This is a genomic window from Streptomyces sp. NPDC029674, from assembly GCF_044903205.1.
Lineage (GTDB): Bacteria > Actinomycetota > Actinomycetes > Streptomycetales > Streptomycetaceae > Streptomyces.
Genome location: NZ_JBJDPY010000001.1, coordinates 735824 through 761117, shown reverse-complemented (window position 1 = coordinate 761117; position 25294 = coordinate 735824). Strand labels below are relative to the sequence as shown.

Below are 25294 nucleotides of genomic sequence, written 5' to 3'. Positions count from 1 at the left end.
GGGTTTACCGGTCATACAAGCGATTTGTGGCGTCTGCTGGGGCCGGTGAGCTCAACCGGGTACGGATGTTACCGAAGTGCTCGCGTATGGCCTGCTCAGCGCGGAGTACGTCGCCCGAGCGGACCGCCGCCAGGATTTCCCGGTGCTGGCGGCAGGTGACCCGGGGATCCAGCGGCACGTCCACCAGGTCCGTACGAACCTTGTGGAAAGCATCCCAAAACGCCTCCAGAACCTCACCGAGCAGCAGGTTTCCCAGCCCCCGGTAGAGGGTGGCGTGAAACGCTCGGTCCGTCTCGGCGTGCACGGCGCCCTCCGGGGACGCCGCCTCGGCCTCCATCCGCTCCACCAGCGCGTCCAGTTCCGCCAGGTCGGCGGCCGGGACGCGGCCCGCGAGGCGCGCGATGAGCCCGGTCTCCACGGCCTCGCGCAGTTCCAGGAGCTGGAGCAGGCTGTCCTCGCCCCGGTAGTGGCCCGCGACCGTGCGGAACGCCAGGCCCTCGATCATCGGCGCGACGGACATCGGACCGACATACGTCCCGAAACCGTGCCGGATCTCCACGATCCCCATCGCCTGGAGCGCCTTCAGGGCCTCCCGCACGGAGTTCCTGCTGACGCCGAGGCGCTCCATCAGCTCGGGCTCCGTCGGCAGCGAGGCCCCGGAGGGCAGCCTCGAATCGATGATCAGCTTCTTGATCCGCTCCTGGATGTCTCGCGCCATGGCGACACGGTAGCGGTACGTGAGCACGACGAAGGCCCTCCGCGTGAACGGAGGGCCTTCGCTGTCTGTGCGCCGCCAGGGACTCGAACCCCGGACCCGCTGATTAAGAGTCAGCTGCTCTAACCAACTGAGCTAGCGGCGCCTGCTGACCTGCGTAACTCTACCGGATGTCGAGACGTGGTCCCGACCACCCGGGCCCGGCGGGGGAGGCCCCCGGGGCGGCCGGGGGAGGGCCCGGGGGCGGGGCCGATCCGTCATTCGGACCGTCAACATGCGGTATGCCGGGTCAGTTGCGAAACTGACGGACGTGCAGACGCGCGAAGATCCTTTTCCGGGGTGTGACGGGAATCGCACGCAGGCGGCCGCCCGGCGGCCCGGCGGGGCGCCCGGGTGGCCGGGCGTCGCGCGGCTGCCGCGGGTGATCCGGACCGAGGCCACCACCGAGATCCCCGTCCACCTCCTCTTCCGCGACGACCCGGACGACGCGCCGCGCCGCTCCGGGACGACGCCCCTCGCCACGCCGGCCGCGCGCCCCGTGCCCGACATCGACCCGGCTCTCGTGGAGCGCCGGGCGCGCGTGCTGCCCGGCCTCGCCGGGGTGCTCGGCGGCTGCGCGGGCGTCGCGGGGTGCGCGCTCTCGCTGTGGTGGGCGGGCGTGCTGCCCGACGTCGCGCTGCGGATGACGGTGCTTCCCCGGTACGAGGGGGCCGGGCTCGGCGCCGCGCAGTGGGCGTCGCTCGCCGGGTCCGGGACGCTCGGCCTCTTCGGGTTCGGCGGGCTGGCCCGGGGGCGGGCCGGCCGGGCCTGGGTGCTGAGCCTCTTCGGCCGCTACCGGGGCACCGTCCGCCGCACCGGCCTGATGTGGGTGAACCCGCTGCTCCTACGCCGCCGGGTCGACGTACGGCTGCGGTACTGGCGGAGCGAGCCGATGACGGCCGTCGACCGCGGCGGTGTCGCCCTGCGCGTCGCGCTCCTCGTCGTATGGCGGGTGAAGGACCCGGCGCGGGCGACGCTCGCGGTCGAGGACCACCAGGAGTACCTGCGGGAGTGCCTGGAGGCGGCCACGGCCCGGATTCTGTCGCGGCTGCCCGCCGACGCGTTCCACGAGGCGGCGCCCGCGCTGCGCGACGCCGAGGCCGTCGGCGCCGCGCTGACCCGGGCCCTGGCCGTGGACGCGGCGGCGGTCGGCGTCGAGATCTTCTCGGTGCAGCCGGCCCGTGTCGAGCACGCCCCCGAGGTGGCCGAGGCGATGCGGCGCCGCCGGGTCGCCGCGTCGGTGGTCGACTCGGTCGAGGACACGGTGACGCGGCTGACCGCGCGGGGCCTCGTGCAGCTGGACGACTGCGAGCGCAAGGCGCTGGTGAAGGAGCTGACGGTGGCGTTCTGTGCGGGGCATGGGGAGCAGCGCTGACGGCTGAATCGACAACTGGCGTTCGCGGGGCGGCAGTTGGTGGGGTGAACCCGTGGCGAACGGTGCGGGGGCGATGCGGACGGATCCTCTCCGCGATTGGTATGGACATGTTCAACTAACGGCAATAATCTGAACTTGGTCTAGACCGCAGTGCGCGCACGTCCCACGGATCTCCCCACGTTCGGCAGGAGCGGCACATGCGAAACAAGAAGATGTACGCGGCCCTGGTCGGCCTCGGCACGGTCGGCGCGTTCGCGCTCTCCTCCGGTGGTGCCAGCAGCCACGGCTACACGGATCTGCCGGCCAGCCGGCAGATCAACTGCGCCAAGGGTGTGGTGGCCAACTGCGGCTCCATACAGTACGAACCACAGAGCGTCGAGGGCCTGAAGGGCTTCCCCGCCGGGGGCCCGGCCGACGGCAAGATCTGCTCGGCGGGCGTCGCGGGCTTCAGCCAGCTCGACTCGCCCAAGACGCCGAACGGCGCGGCCTGGCCGACGACGAAGGTCAGCGGCGGCCAGAACTACACGTTCCGCTGGCAGTTCACCGCGCGCCACCGCACCACCGATTTCAAGTACTACATCACCAAGCAGGGCTGGGACGACAGCAAGGCGGTGACCAGGTCTGCCCTGGACACCACGCCGTTCCTCAGCGTTCCCTACAACAGCCAGCAGCCGCCCGCGACCCTGTCGCACAGCGGCACCATCCCCGGCGGCCGCAGCGGGCACCACGTGATCGTCGCGGTCTGGACGGTCGCGGACACGGCGAACGCGTTCTACGCCTGCTCGGACGTCCAGTTCTGACGCGGTCCCCGTAGGTTCCGTGCACGCCGTGCCGACCATACGGCGTGCACGGGGCCGCACATGGGCAGACGCCGGTCTCGCCATGTGACGCCCCATCAATTACCGTGCGCGGCCATGAAGAGCACCGGCACCACGGTCGCGGAACTCGTACAGGCGCGGTGGGGCGACCACCGCACCGGCCTGCGCCACGCGGGCGGCCGGCTGAGCCACCACCAGGTGACGGCGGGCGCGGCGGCGCGGGCCGCGCTCCTCGCCGACCTGCTGCCACGGCACGGCGAGCCGAACATCGGTGTCCTGCTCGACAACACCCCCGAGTTCCCCCTGTGGCTGAGTGCGGCGGCGCTCGCCGGGGCGGCGGTGGCGGGCATCAACCCCACGCGGCGCGGCGCGGAGCTGGCCCGCGACATCCTGCACACCGAGTGCGCGGTCCTCGTGACGGAACGGGCGCACCTGCCGCTCCTCGACGGCATCGAACTCCCGGGCGTACGCGTCCTCGTGACCGACACCGAGGCCTACACCGAAATGCTGGCCCCGTACGCCGACGCGAAACCGGAGATCGCACGGACCGTGCGCCCCGACAGCCGCATGCTCCTCTACTTCACCTCCGGTTCGACCGGCGCGCCCAAAGCGGCGATCTGCAGCCAGGGCCGCCTCGCCGCGGCGGGCCGCTCCCTCGTCGACCACTTCGGGGTCCGGCCCTCCGACACCCACTACATCTGCATGCCCATGTTCCACGGCAACGCCGTGATCGCGGACTGGGCGCCGGCGCTGGCCGCGGGGGCGGGCGTGGCGCTGCGCAGCCGCTTCTCCGCGTCCAACTTCCTCTCCGACGTACGTGACTTCGGCGCGACGTACTTCACCTACGTGGGCCGGGCGGTCCAGTACATCCTGGCCACGCCCGAGCGGCCCGACGACCGGGAGAACCCGCTGCGGGTCGGCTTCGGCACCGAGGCGGGGGCGGTGGACGCGGCACGCTTCGAGGAACGGTTCGGCGTACGGCTCGTCGAGGGCTACGGCTCCTCCGAGGGCGGCGCGGCCATCCAGCGCACCCCCGGCACACCGGCCGGGGCGATCGGCCGTGCGGCACCCGGGGACGACCTCGCGGTGGTGGACCCGCGGACGCGGCGCGAGTGCGAGCCGGCCCGCTTCTCTCCGGACGGCCGCCTCCTGAACGGTACGTCCGCCATCGGCGAGCTGGTCAACCGCGGCCCGAACCCCTTCGAGGGCTACTGGCGCAACGAGGCCGCCGAGGCGGAACGCCGCCGCGACGGCTGGTACTGGACCGGCGACCTCTTCTACCGCGACGCCGCCGGCCACCTCTACTTCGCGGGCCGTACGGACGACCGGCTGCGGGTCGACAGCGAGAACCTGGCGGCGGCGATGATCGAGAACATTCTCGCCCGGTACGAGGGGGTGGTGGCGGTGGCCGTGTACGCGGTGCCGGATCCCGTGGCGGGGGACCAGGTCATGGCGGCCCTGGCGCTCCCGCGGGACGTGCCCTTCGACCCCCGCTCCTTCGCCCGGTTCCTCCTCTCCCAACCGGACCTGGGGACGAAGATGGCCCCTCGCTATGTCCGGGTGGTCCGGCGGATGCCGACGACCGCGACGAACAAGGTGGCGCGGGGGCTGTTGCGGGGGGAGGCGTTCCTGTGCGGGGATCCCGTCTGGTGGCGTCCTGCGGGGGCCTCGTCCTACCGCCGCCTGACACCCGCCGACGTGGCGTCCCTCCGCGCGGCCTATCGCGCCCACGGCCGCGACACTCTCCTACCCCCGTAACGAGCCTGCGGCTCCGCGGCGGATCTCCCGCCCGCCCGTTCACCCTGCAACGCCCTGCCGGGGTAGGAGCACCGTGCCCGCCGCTGCGCGGCGGATGCCCCCACCCACCCGCCCGTTCACCCCGCAACGCCCTGCCGGGGTAGGAGCACCGTGCCCGCCGCTGCGCGGCGGATGCCTCCCACCCGCCCGCCCGTTCGCCCCGCAACGCCCTGCCGGGGTAGGAGCACCGTGCCCGCCGCTTCGCGGCGGATGCCTCCCGCCCACCCGCCCGTTTGCCCCGCGACGCCCTGCCGGGGTAGGAGCACCGTGCCCGCCGCTTCGCGGCGGATGCCTCCCGCCCACCCGCCCGCCCGTTCACCCCGCAACGCAGCTCCCTGGTACGTACCCTCCGCGGCCCTGCCCCTACTCCCGCTGGACGTTGCGGGGCAAACGGGTGGGTGGGTGGGATACATCCGCCGCGCAGCGGCGGGCCTGTTCGTGCGTGAGGAGGCGCCGGGGGGCGCCATCGTGCGGGCATGTGGGGCCGCTCAAGGTGACCCGCCGGATTACCGTGGCCCCATGACCCGGGGGAGCGTCTCGCGTGCGGTGCGGAAGTCGAGTTACTTGGGGAGCACCGCGCCGTGGCGCAGTGCCGCGTATCTGTTGGGAGGGAGTCTGCTCGGGGCCGGGATTCTCGTCCTCGGGGTCGTTCTCGCTGCCGTGGGGGTCCTGCTCACCCCCGTACTCATCGGCATCCCCCTCCTCGCCGCCCTCGCCCTCTCCGGCATCCCCGTCGCCGCCCTCGAACGCCGTCGCGTGCCGCTGGTCGAGCCGGCCCGGGCCCCCGGGCCCTCCCCGCACCGGACGCCGGCCGCCCCCGGCGTCCCCGCCTGGTTCCGCCTGCGGGTGAGGGAGCAGGCGACCTGGCGCGAGCTCGCGTACGCCGTGCTGTTCGCCGTCGTCCTGTGGCCGCTCGACCTCCTCGTCCTCGCCTGTGCCGCGGCCGCGCCCGGGCTGCTCCTCGCCGCCCCCGCCCACCTCGCCGTGAGCGGCGGTCCGGGGGCAGGAGGGGTGCGTCCCGGCAAGCTGTGGCTCGTGGAGACGTATCCGGCGGCCTGGGGCACCGCGCTCCTCGGCCTCGTTCTCCTCCTCGGCCTCGCGTATCCGCTGGGCGCGTACGCCGCCGCCCGTGCCGCGTTCACCCGGTTCCTGCTCGCCCCGCGCGAGGCGGAGGCCGCGGACGCCCTGGCGGAGGTCACCCGTTCGCGGGCCCGCCTGGTCGACGCCTTCGAGGCCGAACGCCGCCGTATCGAGCGGGACTTGCACGACGGGGCGCAGCAGCGTCTCGTCGCGCTCACCATGACCCTCGGGCTGGCCAGGCTCGACGCGCCCGCGGGCAGTCCGCTCGCCGGGCGGCTCGCCACCGCGCACGACGAGGCGGGCCGCGTCCTCACCGAGCTCCGCGAGCTGATCCGCGGCATCCACCCGCAGGTCCTCGCCGACTACGGCCTCACCGCGGCCATCGAGGACGCCGCCGACCGCTCGGCCGTGCCGACGGAGGTGGGTGCGCCACCCCGACTGCCCCGGCTGCCCGAAGCCGTCGAGTCCGCCGCGTACTTCGCCGTCCGCGAGGCCCTCACCAACATCGGCAAGCACAGCGGTGCCACCCGGGCCCGCATCACCGCCGCCCACACGGACGGCGTCCTCCGCATAGACGTGCGCGACGACGGCCGCGGCGGCGTCGACCCGTCCCGCGGCACGGGGCTCACCGGCCTCGCGGACCGCCTCGCCGTCCTCGATGGCACACTGACGGTCACCGGCCCGCCGGGCGGTCCGACCACCTTGTCCGTGGAGATCCCTTGCCAAGCAGAAGACTGAGAGTCGTCCTCGCCGAGGACAGCGTGCTGTTGCGGGAGGGGCTGGTCGGCGTGCTGGCCCGGTTCGGGCACGAGACGGTCGCCGCGGTGGGCGACGCGAACGCGCTGCGGGACGCCGTGTCGGCGTACGACCCGGACATCGTCGTGACGGACGTACGGATGCCGCCGGGCTTTCAGGACGAGGGGCTGCGCGCGGCAGTCGCGCTCCGGGCGCTGCGGCCGACCCTGCCCGTGCTCGTGCTGAGCCAGTACGTCCAACGGGCCTACGCGGCCGAGCTGTTGGACACCGGTGACGGCACGGGCGTCGGCTACCTGCTGAAGGACCGGGTGGGCCAGGTCGAGCAGTTCATCGACGGGCTGATGACGGTGGCGGAGGGCGGCACGGTCGTCGACCCGGAGGTCGTACGGCAGTTGCTGCGCCGCCGCCGCGACCCGCTGGAGCAGCTGACGCCGCGCGAGCGCGAGGTGCTCGGCCTCGTCGCCGAGGGCAGGTCGAACGCGGCCATCGCCGCCGAACTCGTCGTCTCAGAGGCGGCGGTGGGCAAGCACATCGGCAACATCCTCGGGAAACTGGACCTGCCGCCTGCGGACGGCACGCACCGCAGGGTGCTCGCGGTCCTCGCGTATCTCCGGGCGTGAAAGGGGCATAGCGAGAGACCCGTCGTGAGGGATCCGTGGTGAAGGAATACAAGTCGGTAAAACCGCTCGCATGACCGATTACGATCCACGTACATGAGCGCGCCCGACCAGACCGCCCCGGCCCCCGACGACCACCCCGTCACCGCCACCGCCCCCACCCCCGCCGCCCGCGCCCGACGCGCCCGCATCGCCGCGGCGTCGCTGCTGATGGCCGCGGCGGCGGTGGTCCTCGCGCTGCGGCTGGCGAGCCGGTCCTCCGTGCTCGTCGTCGGGGTCTACGGCCTGCTGCTCATCCTCTGCGGCGGAGTGATCGAGCTGAGCCGCCGCGGCCGCACCAGGCTCGGCACCTGGCTGCTGGCCGCGGGGCTCGCGGCGGCGCTGTTCATGGACGGGTTCGTACTGTCGTAGCCTCCCGCTCGCGGGCGAACTCCCGTACGCCATAACGCTCGTGGAGGCGGCGCAGTGGTCCCGGTGCCCACCAGGCACGGCGCCCGAGCAGCGCCATCGTCGCCGGGACGAGGAACATGCGGACCACGGTGGCGTCGATGAGGACGGCCAGCGTCAGACCGAGCCCGATCTGCAGGATCGGTGCGAAGCCCCCGGTCATGAACCCGGCGAAGACGATGGCCAGGAGCAGCGCCGCGCAGCTGACCACGCGCCCGGAGCGGCGCAGGCCCTCGACGACCGCGGTGCGGTGGTCGCCGGTCTCCGTCCAGCTCTCCCGCATCCGGGACAGGATGAACAGCTCGTAGTCCATGGCCAGCCCGAACGCGATGGCGATGATGAGCGGCGGCGCCGTCAGGCTCAGCGCGCCGAGCCCCTCGCCGCCGAGCAGCGAGGCCCCGTGCCCGTGCTGGAAGACCCAGGTGACGACGCCGAGCGCGGCGCCGAGGCTGAGCAGCGTGGTGGTGAGGGTGCGCAGGGGGATGAGGACGGACCCGGTGAAGGCGAAGAGCAGGCTGAACAGGCCGGCAAGAACGGTCAGTACGGCCCAGGGGGCGCGCTCGGCGAGCATCGAGCGGAAGTCGACCAGGCGGGCGGCGTTGCCGGTGACCTGGACCGGCTCGGCGCCGCGCAGGTCGCGGACGCGCTCGACGAGGCCGGTCGCGGTCGGGCCGTCGACGGAGCCCTTCGGGGTGAGTTCGAGCAGGACCGTGCCGTCGGAGAGGCGTTGGCGTTCGACTGCCGCGATGCCGGGCAGCGCGCGGATCTCGCGCTCGCAGTCTGCGGGGGCGCCGGGCCGGAGGAGGACGCCGACGGGGTCGGTGCCGGTCTCCGGCGGATAGTGCTCGCGCACGGTGTCGTAGAGCTGCCGGGCCTCGGTGCCGTGCGGCAGCTGCCGGGCGTCGCCGATGCCGATGCGCATCCCGAAGGCGGGCACGGCGAGGACGATGAGAGTGGCCCCCACCAGCACGAGCACGGCGACCGCCCGACCGGCGGCGAACCGCCCCACCCGCGCGAAGACCTCCCCGCTCCGCCCCGCCTCCGCGGCCGCGATCCTCCCCCCGAAGCGGGCCAGCAGCGCCGGGAGCAGCGTCAGCGCCGCCAGCATGTCGACGACCACCACGGCTCCGGCCGCGAGACCCATGCTGCGGAGGAACGGGCTGGGGAACCAGAGCAGGCCCGACAGGCTGATGGCGACCGTCAGGCCGGAGAAGAGGACGGTGCGCCCGGCGCGGGCCACCGTCGCGTGCACGGCCGCGGCCACGTCCGCCGTCCGGGCCCGCTCCTCGCGGAAGCGGACGACCATCAACAGGGCGTAGTCCACGGCGAGTCCGAGCCCGAGCATGGTGACGATCTGGACGGCGTAGACGGAGATGTCGGTGACCAGGCTGAATCCGTACAGGATCAGGAAGGCCCCGGCGACGCCGCTGACCGTCACGAGGAGCGGCAGCCCTGCCGCGCGCAGCCCGCCGAAGATGAGCAGCAGGACCAGCAGCACGGCGGGGAGGGTGATCAACTCCGCCTTCGCGACGTCCTCCTGGGCCCGCGTCCCCATCTGCTCCCCGAGCAGCGGCCCGCCGCTGACGGCCACATCGGCCGTGTCGATCCGCCGGAGCCGGTCGGCCGCGTCGCCGACCGTCTCGTCCTCGGCGTCGTCGTCGAGGCCGCCCTTGAGGGTGACGGGGATGAGCAGCGCCCGGGTGTCGTCCGCGACCAGGCCGCGCGTGGCGTACGGGTCGGGCACCTCCGCGACACCGGGCAGCCGGCGCACGTCCGCGACGGCCCGGCCGACCTCGGCGCGCAGGCCGGGCCGGTCGACCGCGCCGCCGCCCGAGACGACGGCGGTGACGGTGGCGCCGGACGGGTCGAGGCCGTCGAGGAGTTCGTCGGCGACGACGGACTCGCTGCCCGGCACGTCCTCCACGGTCGACGTGAGGTCCCCGAACACCCGGCTGCCGAAGCCGAGTCCGAGGACGAGCAGGCAGACCCAGACGGCGATCACGGTGAACGGGCGGCGGGTCGCCGCCCGGGCGAAGGTGGCGAGCATGACGGCTCCTTGGGGTTTGCCGGAAGTACGCGGCTGCCGGGCGTACTCCGCTGCCGGAAGTACGCGACTCAGCGTCGTCCCGGAACACCGACCGCGGATCGCCGCGCGGAGCGGTCCTGCCGCCTCCCCCGCACGAGCGAGCCCTCCCCCTCCCGAGGGACCCCGCTCAGTAGCCCTCGCCCTCGCCCTCGCCTTCTCCCGCGACGACGAGCCCCGTCTCATACGCGCAGATGACCGCCTGCACCCGGTCCCGCAGCGCCAGCTTCGAGAGGACGTTGCTGACGTGCGTCTTCACGGTGTGCTCGCTGACCACGAAGGAAGCGGCGATCTCCGCGTTCGTCAGACCGCGGGCCAGCAGCCGCAGCGTCTCCTCCTCGCGGGCGGTGAGCGCGGAGAGGCGGGCGGAGAGACGGGCGGCGGGCGCCCCGGCCCGTACGCCGTGGGCGGTCCGCCCGCGCCGCACGATGTCCGCGATCAGGCGCCGCGTCACCGTCGGCGCGAGCAGCGACTCACCGGCCGCGACGACCCGCACCGCGTGCACCAGGTCGTCCCTGCGGACGTCCTTGAGGAGGAACCCGCTGGCGCCCGCGTACAGCGCGTCGTACACGTACTCGTCCAGGTCGAAGGTGGTCAGCATGACGACCCGGCAGCCGGACGCCGAACAGACCCGGCGGGCCGCCTCGATGCCGTCCATGCCGGGCATGCGGATGTCCAGGAGCAGCACGTCGGGGGCGTGCAATCGCACCGCGGCGACCGCTTCCGCGCCGTCACCCGCCTCCGCGACCACCTCGATGTCCGGCTGCGCGTCCAGGATCATCGAGAAGCCGCTGCGCACCAGCTCCTGATCGTCGGCGACCACCACCCGGATGCTCATCCCCCAAGGATGCCGTGGGCAGCCGCGCGACGACACGGAATCCACCACCGGGGGCGGGCCCGGCCTCCGCGCGCCCTCCGCACGCGGCGGCCCGCTCACGAACCCCGACGAGTCCGTGCCCGCCACCGTCACCACCGCTGTCACCTTCACCGTGCCCGTCATCGGTCACCGTGACGAGCAACTCTCCCGCTCGCCACTCCAGTTGCACGCACACCCGCGTCGCCCGCGCGTGCTTCACCGTGTTCGTCAGCGCCTCCTGGACGATGCGGTACGCCGCGACCTCGACGTCCGCGCTCAGCGTGTGCGGCACCCCGGCGACCACCAACTCGCCCTCCAGGCCCGCCAGTCGGACCTGCTCGACCAGGCCGGGCAGGGCGTCGAGGGAGGGTTGCGGGCTGCGTTCACCGGATGCCCTCGGTACCGGCTCCCTGAGCACGCCCAGGATGCGGCGCAGCTGGACCATCGCGTCGCGTCCCGCCGAGGCGATCGCGTCGAACGCCGCCTCCGCGCGCGGCGGATCGGTGCGCACCACCACGGGCCCTGCCTCGGCCTGCACCACCATCAGGCTCACCGCGTGGGCGAGGATGTCGTGCATGTCCCGTGCGATGGTGGCCCGTTCGAGGGCGACGGCCCGTGCGGTCTCGCTCGCCCGCTCCCGTTCCAGGCGCCGCGCCCGGTCCTCGAGGGCGGCGGTGTACGCGCGCTGTACGCGGGCCAGGGACCCGAGGGCGTACGCGCTGACGAGGCTCAGCAGGTGGAAGGGGTACTCGTAGGGCTCCGCGCGCTCGTGGAACGCCATCGTGACCGTCGTGCCGACCAGCCACCCGGCGAGCATGACGCGCCGCTGCCAGGGCCGGGCGAGGGCGGCCACGGTGTACAGCGCGACGAGCCCGCCGTACACGATGTCCGGCGGCGGCCGGTGGTGCACCGCCATGGCGGGCGTGCAGCAGGTGACGGCGCACGCGACGAGGAAGGGCGCGCGGCGCCGCCACACCAGCGGCACGGCGGTGCCCGCGCCGAGCAGGTAGCCGGCCGGGGAGAGCGCGTCGCCGCCCTCGTCGGGGAAGAGGAACTGCAGCGAGACGGCGAACAGGACGACGGCGGCCAGCGCCGTGTCGACGGCCCACGGCGGAGCGGCCCGCGCCCGCGCGGCGAACCGGGCGACCCCGGACATACGCATACGGCGGCTCCTCAGGTGGGAGAGCCGCCAGTATCACCGCGCCCGCCCGCCACCGTCCTCACCGGCGAGAGGGATATCCGCCCCCGGACTCACCAGCACCTCACGACTCCAGATACCGCAGCACCGCAAGCACCCGCCGGCTGTACCCCGTCGTCTGGGAGAGTCCCAGCTTGTCGAAGATCGCGGCGAGGTTCTTCTCGACCGCGCTCAGCGAGATGTGCAGCTTCTGCCCGATGGCCGCGTTGGTGTGGCCCTCGGCCAGCGCCTCGAGGACGGTGCGTTCCCGTGGCGTGAGCCGGGTCAGCGGGTCGGCGTGGGTGGTGCGGATGAGCAGCTGCCGTACGACTTCGGGGTCGATGGCGGCGCCCCCGGCATGGACCCGCTCCAGCGCGTCGAGGAACTCCTCGACCTGCGCGACCCGGTCCTTGAGGAGGTAGCCGACGCGCTCGGCGCTCGACGTGAGCAGCTGCGCCGCGTAGTTGCGCTCCACGTACTGGGAGAGGACGACCACGCCGATCTCCGGGCGCAGCTCGCGGATCCGTACCGCGGCGCGCAGGCCTTCGTCGGTGTGGTCCGGCGGCATCCGGATGTCGGTGACGACGACGTCCGGCTCGTGCGCCGCGACCTCGCGCAGCAGCGCGTCGGCGTCGCCCACGGCGGCGAGGACCTCGTGGCCCTCCTCGGCGAGCAGCCTGACCAGGCCCTCCCGCAGCAGGGTCGAGTCCTCGGCGAGGATTACGCGCACGGCAGCTCCGCGGTGATCGTGGTGGGTCCCCCGAGGGGGCTGTCGACGTGCAGTGTCCCGTCGAGCGCGGCGACGCGGCTGAACAGTCCGGTGAGGCCGCTGCCCGTGGGGTCGGCGCCGCCGGTCCCGGTGTCGCGGACGACGACGGACACGTACCCGCCCCGCTGTCGTATGCCGACGAAGACCTCATCGGCCGCCGAGTGCTTGGCGGCGTTGTTCACGGCCTCCGACACGACGAAGTAGGCGGCCGTCTCGACGGCGGAGGGCAGCGGGTCCGGTACGTCGTACTCCATGCGTACGGGGATCGCGCACCGCTCCGACACCCCGCCGAGCGCCTCGCGCAGGCCGAGGCCGTCGAGCGCGGTGGGGTAGACCCGCCAGGCCACCTCGCGCAGCTCGGTGAGGACTTCCTGGGCTTCCTTGTGGGCCTGCTCGAGGAGGGCGTCGGCCCGCTCGGGGGTGCGGCCGCGGCGGGCCCTGCCGAGCAGCATGGCGAGCGCGACGAGCCGCTGCTGGACGCCGTCGTGCAGATCGCGCTCGACGCGGCGCCGCTCCACGTCGACCGCCCTGACCACCGCGGCGCGGCTGGTGGCCAGCTCGTCGATGCGGCGCTGGAGGAGCTCCCGCTCGGAGGGGCCGAAGCACTCGCGGGCGAGCCGGGCGTCCTGTTCGGTCAGGGCGCGCAGCCCCTGCACTGCGAGGAAGAGCAGCGTGCCGCCGAGGACGACCTGGCTCAGCAGGTCCACCCAGGTCATCGACGACCTGGCGAGGGACACGGCGAAGATCCCCGCGAGGACGGCCCCGAAGTCGACGAGTCCGACGACGACGGCGCAGAGCAGCCCGGAGTACGTGCGGGCCGCGAGGTAGCGCAGGATCTGCTGGTCGGAGGCGCGGTGCTCGGGGAACGCGTCGTGGAAGAAGAGGGACCGGCGCCACCGCTCGACGACGGTGAGCCTGCGGGCGCCCGCGGCGAGCAGGGCGTGGGCGCGGCGGCGGGTGCGGGGCCAGAGCAGGAAGGCGCCGAGGGCCGCGCCGGCGACGACGAAGTACAGCAGCCCGAGGAGGGCGGTCAGGCACCCGACGAGCACCCCGGAGACCCGCATGAGCAACGGCGCGGCAACGGGTTCCCTCACATCGCCCGACATTAGCCGAGCCCTAGTGGGTGCGGCGGTGGCGGGCCTCGGACCCGGACCCGGACCTGGGCCGGTTGCGGGACCGTACGCGTACCGCCACGTACACCGCTACGGCCCCGACGACCAGGACCAGGACGGCCTTGGAGAGGAGCCCCACATACGCCTCGACGACGTCCCACTGGTCGCCGAGCCAGTAGCCGGCCAGGACGAGCACCGAGTTCCAGACCAGGCTGCCCAGCGTGGTGAGGGCGAGGAAGACGGGCAGCCGCATGCGTTCCACGCCGGCCGGTACCGAGATCAGGCTGCGGAAGATCGGCACCATCCGGCCGAGGAGGACGGCCTTGGTGCCGTGCTTGGCGAACCACGCCTCGGTGCGCTCCAGGTCGGAGATCTTGACCAGCGGCAGCTTCGCCCACAGGGCGTGCATGCGCTCGCGCCCGAACCAGACGCCGATGCCGTAGAGGGCGGCCGCGCCGACCACCGAGCCGAGCGTGGTCCAGAACAGCGCGGAGGCCAGGCTGATGACTCCCTGCCCGGCGGCGAAGCCGGTGAGCGGCAGGATCACCTCGCTGGGCAGCGGCGGGAAGAGGTTCTCCAGGGCGATGGCGAGCCCCGCGCCGGGGCCGCCCAGGGTGTCCACGAGGTCGGCGGCCCATCCTGCGATGCCGCCGGCGGGTTCCTGGGGGAGGGCGAGAGTCATGAGGTCCATGGATGCCACGCTAGAAATTGCAGGTCAGCGGCGGTATGGGGGTTGCCGTCGGATGGGGGTGCGGAAAACCGCACCCTGCCGGTGGGGGGTATGCGAAAGGGCGTCCCCGGAGACCGGGAACGCCCTTTCGGCATTCGCAAGTGCGCCGCCAGGGACTCGAACCCCGGACCCGCTGATTAAGAGTCAGCTGCTCTAACCAACTGAGCTAGCGGCGCCTGCTGACGAGTAAATAATACCTGGTCCCCAGGGGTGCTCAGGACACGCTTCCGGAGGGGTCTAGATCGCCAGGGACAGCAGCACAGGCGCCGCCCGGCGGTTAAGCGTGTCCGCGGCCTCGCGCAAGCGATGCGCGTGCTCCACCGGCAAGGACAGGGCGAGGCACCCCACCGAGGCCCCCGCGGTGATCGGAACCGCGGCACACACCGTGCCGACCGCGTACTCCTGGAGGTCGAGGACCGGGACCGTGGCGGGCTGGGTGGCGAGGCGGTTCAGCAGCACGCGCTCGTTGGTGATGGTCCGCGACGTGAGCCGCGCCATCTTGTGCCGGGAGAGATGGTCACGGCGGCCGTCCACGTCGAGCTGGGTGAGCAGGCTCTTGCCGATCGCGCTGGCGTGGGCGGAGGAGCGGAAGTCGACCCATTCGTTGACCGCGGGGGTGCGGGGGCCCGCCGCGCAGTCGGTGACGCGGATCTCGCCGTCCACGTACCGGCTGATGTAGACGGCGGCGCCGATGGAGTCGCGCAGTCCGTCCAGCGTGCGCCGGAGCTTCTCGCGGAGCGCCTCGGCGCGGTCCTCGGTCGAGCCGAGGCGGTCTAGGGTCTCCCCGGCGACGTACGCCCCGGTCGCGTCGTCGGTGAGCTGCTCCACGTACCCCTCACTGCACAGCATGCGCAGCAGCGGTGTCAGCCGGTCGACGGGCAGTCCGGTGTCGCGGGCGATACGGGCGGCGGTCACTCCGCTGCTGTGCCGGGCGACGGTCTCGAGGACCCGCAGGGCGCTCTGTACGGAGCGGTGCGGCGTGATCGCCTCGTGCTGCAACGCCACGGCATCCCCCTGCGTGCAACGGTTCCGGACAGCTGGGCCTCGTACCAAGATAGCGGTCAAGTGACGTATTGGGAGCGTCTGTTGGGGGGATTGGTGGCGCGCTCCTTCCCTGTACGCAGGAACGCGCCACTCTGGCATATGCCTCAGTCATGCCCCAATCCTGGTTCGGTCACAGCACCGCGCTGAGGAACTCCCGGGTGCGGTCGTGTTCGGGTTCGGTGAAGATCTTCTCCGGCGTCCCGGACTCGATGACCCGGCCCGAGTCGAACATGAGCACCTGGTCCGAGATGTCCCTGGCGAAGTTCATCTCGTGGGTCACGCAGAGCATCGTGATGTCGGTGGTGTGCGCGATGTCGCGGAGCACGTCGAGGACGCCCGCCACCAGCTCCGGGTCGAGCGCGGACGTGACCTCGTCGAGCAGCAGCACCTGCGGGCGCATCGCCAGGGCCCGCGCGATGGCGACCCGCTGCTGCTGGCCGCCGGAGAGCTGCGTCGGGTAGGCGTCGCAGCGGTCGCCGAGCCCCACCAGGTCGAGCAGTTCGCGGGCCCGCACGTCGGCCTCGTCCTTGGACAGGCCGAGCACGGAGACCGGCGCCTCGGTGATGTTCCGCAGCACCTTCATGTTCGGGAAGAGGTTGAACTGCTGGAACACCATCCCGATGTTCTTGCGGACCTCGCGGACGTGCTTCTCGCCCGCGGGGACGAGCTTGCCGTTCTTCTCCTCGTGGGTGAGGTACTTGCCGCCCACCTTGATCGTGCCCTGCTCCGGCTTCACCAGCGTCATCAGGAGCCGCAGGATGGTGGTCTTGCCGGAGCCGGAGGGGCCGATCAGCGTCACGTGCTTGCCGGACGCGACGGAGAAGTCCAGCTCGTCGAGGACGACGTTGGAGCCGTAGCGCTTGACGACCTTGTCGAAGCGGATCAGTTCGCTGCCGTCGACGGCCGGGTTGGCGATTTCCTGGGAAGTGCTGCTGTCAGCGGACAAGGCGACGCTCCAAAACTCGCAGAAGAAGAGAGGCCGGGTAGGCGATGACGATGAAGGCGACGCCGACCACGCTGATCGCCTCGTAGGTGAAGGTCGTCTGGCTGTAGCCCTGGGCCTGGCCCAGCATGTCGAGCGCGCCGATGGCCGCCATCTGCGGCGACTCCTTCAGCATGACGATCACGTAGTTGCCGAGCGCGGGGATCACCCGGCGCACCGCCTGCGGCAGGATCACGGACGTCCAGGTGCGGCGCTTGGAGAGGCTGAGCGCGGTCGCCGCCTCCCACTGACCGGCCGGCACACCCTCGATGCCCGCCCGGTAGACCTCCGAGGTGTACGTCGAGTAGTGCAGCCCGAGGCCGACGATGCCCGTGGTGAGCGGGGACATCGAGGGGCCCCACTCCGGCACCACGTAGAACAGGAAGAACAGCTGCACCAGGAGCGGGGTGTTCCGGATGAACTCGGTGACGACCGTGACCGGCCACCGGATCCACTTCTTCTCCGACCGCTGGGCGACCGCCCAGACCAGACCGAGCGAGAAGGCGATCAGGGTGCCGAAGAACAGCGCCTTGAGGGTGAGCTCCAGGCCGTCCCAGAAGAGCGGCATGAAGTCGTCGACGTGCGACCAGTTCCAGTTCACTTGGCACCCCCCGTACCGGCGACGACGTCGATCGACGACTTGGCGCGCATCCCGCTGAACAGGCCCGTCTTCTCGGGCGCCTGGCCCACCCGTTTCTTGGCGTGCCGCTCCAGGAGCCGCATGCCGCGGGTCAGGATGAACGCGAGGACGAAGTACAGGGCGAGCAGCAGCGTGTAGATCGGCGCGCTCTCGTTCTTGACCAGCCGCAGCAGGTCACCGGCGAAGGTCATGTCGGCCACCGCGATGAGGGAGACCAGTGACGTGCCCTTGAGCAGCTCGATCAGCAGGTTGTTGAAGGGCGGGATCATCTCCGGCCAGGCCTGCGGCAGTTCGATGCGGCGCAGCCGCTGCAGCGGCGTGAAGTTCAGGGCGATGCCCGCCTCGCGCTGCGCGGGTGGCACCGCGGCGAGCGCCCCGCGCACGATTTCGGAGGCGTACGCGCCGTAGGTGATGCCGAGGGCGAGTACGCCCGCGAACATCGGCTGGAAACTGATGTTGAAGACCGGCGGCACGGTGAACGCGATCCAGAACATGAAGACCAGCGACGACGTGCTGCGGAAGATCTCGAAGTAGGCCCCGGCGAGGAACCGCACGATCCAGAGCCGGTTGGTGCGCAGCACGCCGATCGGGAAGGCGATCACGAAGGCGAGGGCGGCGCTGTAGAACGTGACCTGGACGGTGATCCAGATGCCGGGCAGGAACCAGTTCCCGAAGAACTCCGACGACATCATGAGGAGACGCCCTTCGCCGGGGGACACAGCTTCCGCAGGGTCAGATCCGTCATCTCCGCCGCGGTGAAGCCGAACGGCTTGACGATGCGCAGGAGTTCGCCGCTCTCCTTGAGCTTGTGCAGCTCCTTGTTGAAGGCGTCCCGCAGGTTCTTCTCGGAGAGCCGGAAGGCGAAACCGCCCGCGCCGTACGCCTCTTTGCCGTCGACCATGGGCTGGAACGGTTCCGTCGCCTCGACCCGCTGGTTCCCCTTGATCACCGTGCGCACGGTGACGTTGGTGCCGGCGAAGGCGTCGACGCGGCCCTGGGCCACGGCGTCGAGCCCCGCCACCTGGTCGGGCAGGACGAGGACGGACTTCACACCGGCGGCCTTGGCGTAGTCGATCTCCGCGTAGGCGGTGCCGCTCGCCAGCTTCAGGCCCTTTTTGGCGATGTCGTCGTAGTCCTTGATGCCGTGCGGGTTGCCCTTCTTCACGATGAAGGAGTCGAGCATGAGGTAGTCGGGGTCCGAGAAGAGGACCTGCTCGCACCGCGTCGGGTTGATGTACATGCCCGCCGACACCACGTCGAACTGCCGGGCCTGTGTGAGCCCGGGGATCAGCGCACCGAACTTGGTGGGCACCGCCTTGACCTTCGGCACGCCGAGACGGGGAAAAATGACCTTGGCGATGGCCGGGGCCTCGCCGGTGACCTCGCCGTTCTCGTCGATGTAGCCGAACGGGACCTCGCCCGCGACACCGATCCTGACCGTACCGCTGTCGCGCAGGCGGTCCAGCAGATCGCCCCCCTCAACCTTCCCCTCCTCCGGAACCCGGCTGCACGCCGAGACCCCGAATGTGCCCAGAGCCGCCCCGCCCGCTCCGGCGAGCAGGGCGCGGCGGCGAACCGCTCTGCCGATGAAACCCTCGTTGTTCCCAAGTGGTGGAGCCATGGGCGCGCGGCTACCCGACTCGAAGCGAGATATGCCGACGAATTCAGGCCCCTGATGCAATCGTTGTGCTCTTGACCAAGGGAGTGAACCAGGGAGGAGCATGGGGCACATGGCAGAGCGATTCATCGAAGTCTCCCTCGCGAAGCGGGGAGTCCAGTGCACGGCCGAACTGCTCGACGACCGGGCCCCGGTGACCTGCGCGGCGGTGTGGGAGGCACTCCCGCTCGGCTCGGACGTCTACCACGCGAAGTACGCGCGCAATGAGATCTACGCCCTCTTCCCGGCGTTCGCGGACCGCGAGCCGCCCCTGGAGAACCCGACAGTCACCCCCATCCCGGGAGATCTCTGTTATTTCTCCTTCTCCGGTACGGAACTGGGCACCCAGGCGTACGGATACGAGGCGGAGGCCGACGTGAAGGCGGGCACCACCGTCGTCGACCTCGCCCTCTTCTACGAACGGAACAATCTGCTCCTGAACGGCGACGTCGGCTGGGTCCCCGGCATCGTCTGGGGCCGGATCGTCGAAGGCCTCGACCGGATGGCCGAGGCCTGCAACGACCTGTGGCGCACGGGCGCGCAGGGCGAGACGCTGAACTTCAGGAGGCTGTAGCCCCGGCCCGCGGGGGCGGTGCGATCCCGCCGGCCCCCGCCTCGTACAGCGCGTGCGCCGCACGGAGCACCACCGGGTCCGCGTGGCGCGCGGCCACCAGCTGCACGCCCACGGGCAACCCGTCCTCGTCCACCCCGCAGGGCACCGTCGCCGCGGGCTGCTGCGTCAGGTTGAAGGGGTACGTGAACGGGGTCCACCCCGTCCAGCGCCGGTGCCCGGACCCCTTCGGCACCTCGGCTCCCGCCTCGAACGCGGTGACCGGCAGCGTCGGCGTGACCAGCAGGTCGTACGTCGAGTGGAACTGCCCCATGCGGCGCCCGAGATCCATCCGGACGTCGACCGCCTCCAGGTAGTCCAGCGCGCTGTACCGCGCCCCCTGCGCGCAGATCTCCCGCAGCCCCGGATCCAGCAACTCACGCTGCTCGGGCGAGAGATGGTGCACGACGCGCGCCGCCCCGCTGAACCACAGCGTGTGGAACGCCTCCACCGGCTCCGTGAAGTCGGGGTCGGCCTCCTCGACGTACGCGCCCTGCGCCGCCAGCGACTCCACCGCCCTCCGCACGGCCGCCGCGACGGCCGGCCGCACCGCGACCTGCCCGCCGAGCGAGGCCGAGTAGGCGACGCGCAGACCGTGCACGCCATCGCCCAGGCTGTCCCTGAAACTCCCGCCGAGCGCGCCGAGTTGGGACCAGTCGCGGACGTCGGGGCCCGTGATCACGTCCATCATCAGCGCCGCGTCCGCCGCGTCCCGCGTCATCGGCCCCACATGGGCGAGCGTCCCGAAGGGGCTCGCGGGATACAGCGGCACCCGCCCGTACGTCGGCTTCAGCGCGAAGATCCCGCAGAACGCCGCCGGGATCCGCACCGAACCACCGCCGTCCGTACCGAGCGACAGCGGGCCCGCGCCGACCGCCACGGCGACCGCGCTGCCCCCGCTGGAACCGCCGGAGGTGCGCGACGGATCGTACGGATTGCGGGTGATGCCGCTCTGCGGGCTGTCCGTCACGCCCTTCCACCCGAACTCCGGGGTCGTCGTGCGGCCGACGAACACGGCGCCGTGCTCGCGCAGCCGGGCCACCGAGGGCGCGTCCTCGTTCCACTTCCCCTCCGGACGCACCGTCCGCGAGCCGCGCAGCGTCGGCCCGCCGCGCAGCAGAAGCAGATCCTTCACCGACACCGGCACGCCGTCCACCAGACCCTGCGGCTCGCCCCGCCGCCACCGCTCCGCACTGGCCTCGGCCTGCGCCAGCGCCCGCTCCGCCTCGATCCGCACGAACGCGTTCACCGCCGGCTGTGTCTCCTCGGCCCGGCGCAGCACCGCCCGTACCGCGTCGACCGGGCTGAATCGGCCCTTGCGATAGCCGTCGACGAGTTGTACCGCGGTGAGATCCGTGAGCTCGGTCATGCAGGCTCCTCAGAAGCAGACGGGGCGATCGGAGGGAGAGGCGGGGCTGTCAGGGGGAGGGACCGGGTGATCAATGACCTGGGACATACCCACGTTCTTTGTCGACCACGTTCGTCAGCGGCCGGCCCGCCGCCCACTCCTCGTACAGCCCGACGAACTGCGCGCCGAGCTCGTCGCGCCAGCCCACCGTGTCGCCGCTCATGTGCGGGGAGACGAGCAGGCCCGGCGCCGTCCACAGCGGGCTGTCCGCGGGCAGCGGCTCGTGCTCGAACACGTCGAGGGCGGCGCCCGCGATCCACCGTTTGGACAGGGCCTCCACCAGGTCGGCCTCGACGACGAGGAGCCCGCGCCCGATGTTGATGAACCGCGCAGAGGGCTGCATGACGCCGAAGCGCCGGGCGTCGAACATGCCGCGCGTGTCGTCCGTGAGCGGCGCCGCGCACACCACCCAGTCGGCCCGCGCCATCAGCCGGTCGAGCTCGTCGGCGCCGTGCACCCCGGGCCGCGCCGTGCGGCCCACCAGGGCGGTGATGATGCCGAGCCCCTTCAGCATCCGCACGATGGCCCGCCCGATGGGCCCGGAGCCGACCACGCACGCGCGCGTGCCCGCGATCCGCTGGGTCTCGCGGTGGCGCCAGGAACGCTCCCGTTGCAGCTCGAGCGTGTGCGGCAGGTCCTTGGCCATGGCGAGCACCAGCGCGGCCACGTACTCGGCGATGGGCCGGTCGAAGACACCGCGGGCGTTCGTCACCACCGTGTCGGACGCGGCGAGTTCGGGACACATCAGGTGGTCGACGCCCGCGCTCGCGGTGTGCACCCAGCGCGGCCGCGGCCCCTCGCCCGGCCAGACCCGGCGCACCGCGTCGGAGGTGAAGTCCCACACCAACAGCACGTCGGCCAGCGGGAGTCGGCCGGCCAGCGTGGTCGCGTCGGCGTGCTCGACCCGGGCCTTCCCCGCCAGGCTCCCGAGGCGCGGCGGCGGGGTCGGTGGGGCGGCGTCAAGGACGAGGACGGTCGTTTCGGAAACCGACGGGACACCGTTTCGCAATGAGATTCCGCTTCCCTGTTCGGAGGTACGGCTCAGCCGCGTCCAAAACCGGGCTCAGCCGTCTGAGATGTGCGGATTGACCACGCTCGCACCCGAACCTACCTTCGTCAACAGAGGCACTGCTGTACCGGCAGTGCAAAGAACCAGTACTCTCCGTGCAGCCCGCTCACACGCTCCGTGGCAGCGCGCGGATCTCCCCGTCCCGACGTCCCGGCACGTCGCCGGCATCGCTCGTCCCCGGCCCTGGGCCGGTCCCTGAATACACGCACGAACTTGGGGACTGCACATGGACGTCTCTTTCCTCGGCGGACCGCACCCGCAACGTGGTGTCGGTGTCGTCGCCCCCTTCGACTTCGTCCTCGACCGCGAACTCTGGCGCTGGATCCCCGACGAGGTCTCCCTCCATCTGACCCGTACGCCGTACGTGCCCGTCGAGGTCAGCCTCGACCTGGCACGCCTCGTCAGCGAGCACGAGACACTCGCCGAGGCGGTCCGCGCGCTGACCGCCGCCGAGCCCGAAGTCCTCGCGTACGCCTGTACGTCGGGCAGTTTCGTCGGCGGCACCGCGGGCGAGCGCGCGATGTGCGAGGCCATGACGCGCGAGGGCGCGGTCGCCTCGGTGACCACGTCGGGCGCGCTCCTGGAAGCCATCGAAGAACTGGGCGCCCGGCGCATCGCGCTCGTCACGCCCTACACCTGGTCGGTCACCAAGGCACTGGAGGAGTACCTGGCGGCGGCGGAGGTGGCCGTCACGGGGCGCGCCTATCTCGGCCTCACCCGGCACATCTGGAAGGTTCCCTACCGGGACGTGGCCGACATGGCGCGCCGCGCGGTCCTGGGCAGCGACGGCGGTGTCGACCTGCTCTTCATCAGCTGCACGAACCTGCCGACGTACGACGTCATCCCGCAGCTGGAGGCGGAGCTGCGGATGCCGGTGATCTCCGCGAACCAGGTGACGATGTGGTCCGCGCTGCGTCGGCTGGGTACCCGTGCGGTAGGGCCCTATCAGGCACTGATCGATCCGACGGCACGGCCGGGCGCGAGCAGCCCGCTGAATCCGCCGGCACCGCCGCAGGGCCTGCCCGAAGGACCACCCGCAGAAGGAGGAGGCTGGACGTGACGGCACTCGGATTTCTCTACCCGGGGCACTCGGCCGAGGACGAATACCCCCGCATGGAGCAGATGCTCGGCAGCGACATCCGGCTGCAGCTCGTCCACACCGACATCGGCGAGGACGCCCACCGGGTCGACGCGCTCCTCGAGATGGGGTCGGCCGCGCGGCTCGCCGCGGGCGTCGAGGAGCTGCGGCTCTCCGGCGCCGAGGCGGTGGTGTGGGCGTGCACCAGCGGCAGCTTCGTCCTCGGCTGGGACGGCGCCCACGACCAGGTCCGCAAGCTGGCCATGACGGCGGGCCTGCCCGCCTCCTCGACCTCGTTCGCCTTCGCCCACGCCGCGCGTGAGGTGGGGGCGGCCCGGGTCGCGGTCGCGGCGACGTATCCCGAGGACGTGGCCGGGCTCTTCTCGGCGTTCCTGAAGGACGCGGGCGTGGAGGTCGTGTCGGCCCGGGGGAGCGGCATCGTCACGGCGGCGGAGGTCGGCACGTGGGGCCGCGACGAGGTCTTCGCGCTGGCCCGCGCGGGCGACCACCCGGACGCCCAGGCGGTGCTCCTGCCGGACACGGCCCTGCACACGGCGGCGTACGTCCGCGACCTGGAGGCCGAGCTCGGCAAGCCGGTCCTGACGGCGAACCAGGTCACCGTCTGGGAGGCGCTGCGCCTGGCCCAGCGCAGGGTGAACGCGCCGGCGCTGGGCTTCCTGTTCACGAAGGAGCCGCTGGTCCAGGTCACGGGCTGAGGATCAGTCTGACCACCGTTAACGTCTGGACCGATCCGGAGACGTAGTACAGGACTATGGCGCCGTCGACCGTGGCCTCCCTGCGGTCGGGGTCGTCCCTGACGGGCGTGGAGCCGTGCCCGTACGGGTCGCGGCCCACGGTCCGCGCGAGGGTGGCGCGGAAGGCGTCGGCGTCGCCCATCTTGGTGAGGGTGTCGTCGGCGGGCGGCGCGTAGGTGACGCGGTGGCTCTTGCGGTGGCGCGGGCTCACGACGTGCCCCGCCTCTCCGCCTCGTCGGACGCGAGCCGGACGAGCCGGGCCTCGGCCTCGGGGTCGGGCACGGCCTCCAGCATCCAGTGCCGCATCACCGAGTGGATCTCGTCGACGCCGGCCGCGTTGATGGCCCGGTCGAACTCCGCGCGCCGTTCCCGTGGCAGGGCGGCGCGGATGTCCGGGATGGTGTTGGGCACTTCGACCTCGACTCCGTCGACGAGGGTCTTCAGGGGATCAGCCATGGCCAGCACCGTAGCGGGGAATAAAACGGAGTGAGCCTCCTGTTGCTGGTTCCGTACCCACGTGACGTATGTACGCAGTGCAGGAGGCACCCCAGTGACAGTGGACCCGACCGGCGAAGGCACCCGCGAAGACGGCATCCGCGGCGAGCGGCACGGCACCGCGCCCGTCCCCCTGTCCGTGCTCGACCTCGTCACCGTCGGCGCCGGACGCACCGCCACCGACGCGCTGCGCACCAGCGTCGAGATCGCCAAGCTCGCCGAGGCCCGCGGCTACCACCGCTACTGGGTCGCCGAGCACCACTCCATGCCCGGCGTCGCCTCCTCGTCGCCGGCCGTGATCCTCGCCCACCTGGCCGCCCACACCGACCGCATCCGGCTCGGCTCCGGCGGCGTCATGCTGCCCAACCACGCACCGCTCGTCATCGCCGAACAGTTCGGCACCCTGGAGGCGATGGCCCCGGGCCGCGTCGACCTCGGCCTCGGCCGCGCGCCCGGCACCGACGGCGCGACGGCGGCCGCACTGCGCAGGACGGACCGCCTCAACGAAGGCGCCGACGACTTCCCCCAGCAGCTCGCCGAGCTCACCCGCTTCCTCGACGACGACTTCCCCGACGGGCACCCCTACGCCCGCATCCACGCCGTCCCGGGACCGGTCCAGGCGACCTCGCCCGGCGGCGTCCAGTCCCCGCACCGGCCCCCGCTCTGGCTGCTCGGCTCCTCCGGCTTCAGCGCCCGCCTCGCCGGCACCCTCGGCCTGCCGTTCGCCTTCGCGCACCACTTCTCCGCGCAGAACACGATCCCGGCCCTCGACCTCTACCGCGAGACGTTCCGGCCCTCCGCCGTCCTCGACGCCCCGTACGCCCTCATCGGCGTCTCGGCGCTCGCGACCGACGACGAGAAGGAGGCCCGCCGCCAGGTCATGGCCGCCGCGCTGAACATGGTCCGCCTGCGCACCGGCCGCCCCGGCCTCGTACCCACCCCCGAGGAGGCGGAGGCGTACGCCTTCAGCGAGATGGAGCGGGACTTCATCACCAGCTGGAACGCCAACGTCATCCATGGCACCGCCGACGAGGTCCGCACCGGCCTCGACGACCTCGCCAAGCGCACCGGCGCCGACGAACTGATGATCACGGGCAACGCGCACAGCGGCGACATCCGGCTGCGCTCCTACGAACTGATCGCGGACGCGTACGGCCTGCCGAAGGCGTAGCCGGTAACCCCGCC

Annotated in this window: 26 protein-coding genes and 2 tRNA genes; 10 read left to right on the top strand and 18 right to left on the bottom strand. The window is 72.1% G+C overall.

The features are described from left to right. Nucleotides 1–4 precede the first annotated feature (4 nt). Nucleotides 5–718, bottom strand: a complete 714-nt coding sequence (locus ACI2L3_RS03320) for a FadR/GntR family transcriptional regulator (RefSeq protein ID WP_404750570.1) — start codon at nucleotides 716–718, stop codon at nucleotides 5–7. Nucleotides 719–786: 68 nt separating this feature from the next. Then, nucleotides 787–860: transfer RNA gene (locus ACI2L3_RS03315), tRNA-Lys, on the bottom strand. Between the two features lie 165 nt (nucleotides 861–1025). Between ACI2L3_RS03315 and ACI2L3_RS03310 the strand changes: the two genes are divergently transcribed. The 6 genes from ACI2L3_RS03310 (at nucleotide 1026) to ACI2L3_RS03285 (ending at nucleotide 7608) form a co-directional block, all read left to right on the top strand. Further along, the gene (locus ACI2L3_RS03310) at nucleotides 1026–2129 is read left to right on the top strand and encodes an SPFH domain-containing protein (protein WP_404750569.1); all 1104 of its coding nucleotides are present in this window, start codon (nucleotides 1026–1028) and stop codon (nucleotides 2127–2129) included. A gap of 197 nt (nucleotides 2130–2326) precedes the next feature. Beyond that, on the top strand, nucleotides 2327–2929 hold the full coding sequence (locus ACI2L3_RS03305; RefSeq protein WP_404750568.1) for a lytic polysaccharide monooxygenase: 603 nt from the start codon (nucleotides 2327–2329) through the stop codon (nucleotides 2927–2929). Between the two features lie 114 nt (nucleotides 2930–3043). After that, on the top strand, nucleotides 3044–4705 hold the full coding sequence (locus ACI2L3_RS03300; RefSeq protein ID WP_404750567.1) for an AMP-binding protein: 1662 nt from the start codon (nucleotides 3044–3046) through the stop codon (nucleotides 4703–4705). A 558-nt stretch (nucleotides 4706–5263) separates the two neighbouring features. Further along, complete coding sequence (locus ACI2L3_RS03295; RefSeq protein ID WP_404750566.1) at nucleotides 5264–6562, top strand: sensor histidine kinase; 1299 nt, start codon at nucleotides 5264–5266, stop codon at nucleotides 6560–6562. After that, complete coding sequence (locus ACI2L3_RS03290; protein WP_404750565.1) at nucleotides 6544–7200, top strand: LuxR C-terminal-related transcriptional regulator; 657 nt, start codon at nucleotides 6544–6546, stop codon at nucleotides 7198–7200. Before ACI2L3_RS03295 ends, ACI2L3_RS03290 begins: the two co-directional genes overlap by 19 nt. A 93-nt stretch (nucleotides 7201–7293) precedes the next feature. Then, a complete protein-coding gene (locus ACI2L3_RS03285) occupies nucleotides 7294–7608 on the top strand; it encodes a hypothetical protein (RefSeq protein WP_404750564.1) in 315 nt (104 codons plus the stop codon). Here ACI2L3_RS03285 and ACI2L3_RS03280 read toward each other — a convergent pair. The 12 genes from ACI2L3_RS03280 to ehuB form a co-directional block, all read right to left on the bottom strand. After that, nucleotides 7583–9691 carry an MMPL family transporter gene (locus ACI2L3_RS03280; RefSeq protein WP_404750563.1) on the bottom strand — a complete coding sequence of 703 codons (2109 nt, stop codon included), beginning with the start codon at nucleotides 9689–9691 and terminating at the stop codon, nucleotides 7583–7585. The two genes, ACI2L3_RS03285 and ACI2L3_RS03280, sit on opposite strands and share 26 nt — an antisense overlap. 166 nt (nucleotides 9692–9857) lie before the next feature. Next, nucleotides 9858–10565, bottom strand: coding sequence for a response regulator (locus ACI2L3_RS03275; RefSeq protein ID WP_404750562.1), 708 nt, complete (start codon nucleotides 10563–10565; stop codon nucleotides 9858–9860). Then, nucleotides 10459–11739, bottom strand: coding sequence for a sensor histidine kinase (locus ACI2L3_RS03270; protein WP_404750706.1), 1281 nt, complete (start codon nucleotides 11737–11739; stop codon nucleotides 10459–10461). Before ACI2L3_RS03270 ends, ACI2L3_RS03275 begins: the two co-directional genes overlap by 107 nt. A gap of 106 nt (nucleotides 11740–11845) precedes the next feature. Then, a complete protein-coding gene (locus tag ACI2L3_RS03265; protein ID WP_398298080.1) occupies nucleotides 11846–12490 on the bottom strand; it encodes a response regulator in 645 nt (214 codons plus the stop codon). Further along, nucleotides 12481–13623 carry a sensor histidine kinase gene (locus ACI2L3_RS03260; protein WP_404750561.1) on the bottom strand — a complete coding sequence of 381 codons (1143 nt, stop codon included), beginning with the start codon at nucleotides 13621–13623 and terminating at the stop codon, nucleotides 12481–12483. The genes ACI2L3_RS03265 and ACI2L3_RS03260 overlap by 10 nt, the downstream gene beginning before the upstream one ends. Nucleotides 13624–13645: 22 nt before the next feature. Continuing rightward, nucleotides 13646–14332: a DedA family protein gene (locus ACI2L3_RS03255; protein ID WP_404750560.1), complete on the bottom strand. Its 687-nt coding sequence runs from the start codon at nucleotides 14330–14332 to the stop codon at nucleotides 13646–13648. Nucleotides 14333–14473: 141 nt separating this feature from the next. Continuing rightward, nucleotides 14474–14547 (bottom strand) — tRNA-Lys (locus ACI2L3_RS03250). A gap of 61 nt (nucleotides 14548–14608) precedes the next feature. Beyond that, nucleotides 14609–15376, bottom strand: coding sequence for an IclR family transcriptional regulator (locus tag ACI2L3_RS03245; protein ID WP_404750559.1), 768 nt, complete (start codon nucleotides 15374–15376; stop codon nucleotides 14609–14611). Nucleotides 15377–15545: 169 nt separating this feature from the next. Further along, on the bottom strand, nucleotides 15546–16361 hold the full coding sequence (gene ehuA / locus ACI2L3_RS03240; RefSeq protein ID WP_404750558.1) for an ectoine/hydroxyectoine ABC transporter ATP-binding protein EhuA: 816 nt from the start codon (nucleotides 16359–16361) through the stop codon (nucleotides 15546–15548). Next, nucleotides 16351–16998, bottom strand: a complete 648-nt coding sequence (gene ehuD / locus ACI2L3_RS03235) for an ectoine/hydroxyectoine ABC transporter permease subunit EhuD (RefSeq protein WP_404750557.1) — start codon at nucleotides 16996–16998, stop codon at nucleotides 16351–16353. The genes ehuA and ehuD overlap by 11 nt, the downstream gene beginning before the upstream one ends. Next, a complete protein-coding gene (ehuC, locus tag ACI2L3_RS03230; RefSeq protein WP_404750705.1) occupies nucleotides 16995–17726 on the bottom strand; it encodes an ectoine/hydroxyectoine ABC transporter permease subunit EhuC in 732 nt (243 codons plus the stop codon). Before ehuC ends, ehuD begins: the two co-directional genes overlap by 4 nt. Continuing rightward, a complete protein-coding gene (gene ehuB, locus ACI2L3_RS03225) occupies nucleotides 17726–18658 on the bottom strand; it encodes an ectoine/hydroxyectoine ABC transporter substrate-binding protein EhuB (RefSeq protein WP_404750556.1) in 933 nt (310 codons plus the stop codon). Before ehuB ends, ehuC begins: the two co-directional genes overlap by 1 nt. A 109-nt stretch (nucleotides 18659–18767) precedes the next feature. Between ehuB and ACI2L3_RS03220 the strand changes: the two genes are divergently transcribed. Next, nucleotides 18768–19268: a DUF3830 family protein gene (locus ACI2L3_RS03220; protein ID WP_404750555.1), complete on the top strand. Its 501-nt coding sequence runs from the start codon at nucleotides 18768–18770 to the stop codon at nucleotides 19266–19268. On the opposite strand, the gene ACI2L3_RS03215 is transcribed toward ACI2L3_RS03220, so the two are convergent. Then, nucleotides 19255–20673: an amidase gene (locus ACI2L3_RS03215; RefSeq protein ID WP_404750554.1), complete on the bottom strand. Its 1419-nt coding sequence runs from the start codon at nucleotides 20671–20673 to the stop codon at nucleotides 19255–19257. The genes ACI2L3_RS03220 and ACI2L3_RS03215 overlap by 14 nt on opposite strands. Nucleotides 20674–20743: 70 nt before the next feature. Then, nucleotides 20744–21721: a D-2-hydroxyacid dehydrogenase gene (locus ACI2L3_RS03210; RefSeq protein ID WP_404750553.1), complete on the bottom strand. Its 978-nt coding sequence runs from the start codon at nucleotides 21719–21721 to the stop codon at nucleotides 20744–20746. 286 nt (nucleotides 21722–22007) lie between these two features. Between ACI2L3_RS03210 and ACI2L3_RS03205 the strand changes: the two genes are divergently transcribed. Both ACI2L3_RS03205 and ACI2L3_RS03200 read left to right on the top strand, forming a co-directional pair. Next, a complete protein-coding gene (locus tag ACI2L3_RS03205; protein ID WP_404750552.1) occupies nucleotides 22008–22841 on the top strand; it encodes a decarboxylase in 834 nt (277 codons plus the stop codon). Beyond that, nucleotides 22838–23575, top strand: coding sequence for an aspartate/glutamate racemase family protein (locus ACI2L3_RS03200; protein ID WP_404750551.1), 738 nt, complete (start codon nucleotides 22838–22840; stop codon nucleotides 23573–23575). Before ACI2L3_RS03205 ends, ACI2L3_RS03200 begins: the two co-directional genes overlap by 4 nt. Here ACI2L3_RS03200 and ACI2L3_RS03195 read toward each other — a convergent pair. Beyond that, entirely contained in the window at nucleotides 23565–23756 is a 192-nt protein-coding gene (locus tag ACI2L3_RS03195; RefSeq protein WP_362987714.1) for a hypothetical protein, read from the bottom strand. The two genes, ACI2L3_RS03200 and ACI2L3_RS03195, sit on opposite strands and share 11 nt — an antisense overlap. A gap of 65 nt (nucleotides 23757–23821) precedes the next feature. Further along, nucleotides 23822–24070 carry a hypothetical protein gene (locus tag ACI2L3_RS03190; protein ID WP_404750550.1) on the bottom strand — a complete coding sequence of 83 codons (249 nt, stop codon included), beginning with the start codon at nucleotides 24068–24070 and terminating at the stop codon, nucleotides 23822–23824. A gap of 94 nt (nucleotides 24071–24164) precedes the next feature. Between ACI2L3_RS03190 and ACI2L3_RS03185 the strand changes: the two genes are divergently transcribed. Further along, the gene (locus tag ACI2L3_RS03185) at nucleotides 24165–25280 is read left to right on the top strand and encodes an LLM class flavin-dependent oxidoreductase (protein WP_404750549.1); all 1116 of its coding nucleotides are present in this window, start codon (nucleotides 24165–24167) and stop codon (nucleotides 25278–25280) included. Nucleotides 25281–25294 lie beyond the last annotated feature (14 nt).

Excerpts from the sequence above, each read along its gene's own strand:
- ACI2L3_RS03320 (WP_404750570.1), bottom strand. The coding sequence starts at position 718 with ATGGCGCGAGACATCCAGGAGCGGATCAAGAAGCTGATCATCGATTCG.
- ACI2L3_RS03305 (WP_404750568.1), top strand. The coding sequence starts at position 2,327 with ATGCGAAACAAGAAGATGTACGCGGCCCTGGTCGGCCTCGGCACGGTC.
- ACI2L3_RS03300 (WP_404750567.1), top strand. The coding sequence starts at position 3,044 with ATGAAGAGCACCGGCACCACGGTCGCGGAACTCGTACAGGCGCGGTGG.
- ACI2L3_RS03295 (WP_404750566.1), top strand. The coding sequence starts at position 5,264 with ATGACCCGGGGGAGCGTCTCGCGTGCGGTGCGGAAGTCGAGTTACTTG.
- ACI2L3_RS03285 (WP_404750564.1), top strand. The coding sequence starts at position 7,294 with ATGAGCGCGCCCGACCAGACCGCCCCGGCCCCCGACGACCACCCCGTC.
- ACI2L3_RS03280 (WP_404750563.1), bottom strand. The coding sequence starts at position 9,691 with ATGCTCGCCACCTTCGCCCGGGCGGCGACCCGCCGCCCGTTCACCGTG.
- ACI2L3_RS03275 (WP_404750562.1), bottom strand. The coding sequence starts at position 10,565 with ATGAGCATCCGGGTGGTGGTCGCCGACGATCAGGAGCTGGTGCGCAGC.
- ACI2L3_RS03270 (WP_404750706.1), bottom strand. The coding sequence starts at position 11,739 with ATGTCCGGGGTCGCCCGGTTCGCCGCGCGGGCGCGGGCCGCTCCGCCG.
- ACI2L3_RS03255 (WP_404750560.1), bottom strand. The coding sequence starts at position 14,332 with ATGGACCTCATGACTCTCGCCCTCCCCCAGGAACCCGCCGGCGGCATC.
- ehuC (WP_404750705.1), bottom strand. The coding sequence starts at position 17,726 with ATGTCGTCGGAGTTCTTCGGGAACTGGTTCCTGCCCGGCATCTGGATC.
- ehuB (WP_404750556.1), bottom strand. The coding sequence starts at position 18,658 with ATGGCTCCACCACTTGGGAACAACGAGGGTTTCATCGGCAGAGCGGTT.
- ACI2L3_RS03220 (WP_404750555.1), top strand. The coding sequence starts at position 18,768 with ATGGCAGAGCGATTCATCGAAGTCTCCCTCGCGAAGCGGGGAGTCCAG.
- ACI2L3_RS03215 (WP_404750554.1), bottom strand. The coding sequence starts at position 20,673 with ATGACCGAGCTCACGGATCTCACCGCGGTACAACTCGTCGACGGCTAT.
- ACI2L3_RS03205 (WP_404750552.1), top strand. The coding sequence starts at position 22,008 with ATGGACGTCTCTTTCCTCGGCGGACCGCACCCGCAACGTGGTGTCGGT.
- ACI2L3_RS03195 (WP_362987714.1), bottom strand. The coding sequence starts at position 23,756 with ATGGGCGACGCCGACGCCTTCCGCGCCACCCTCGCGCGGACCGTGGGC.
- ACI2L3_RS03190 (WP_404750550.1), bottom strand. The coding sequence starts at position 24,070 with ATGGCTGATCCCCTGAAGACCCTCGTCGACGGAGTCGAGGTCGAAGTG.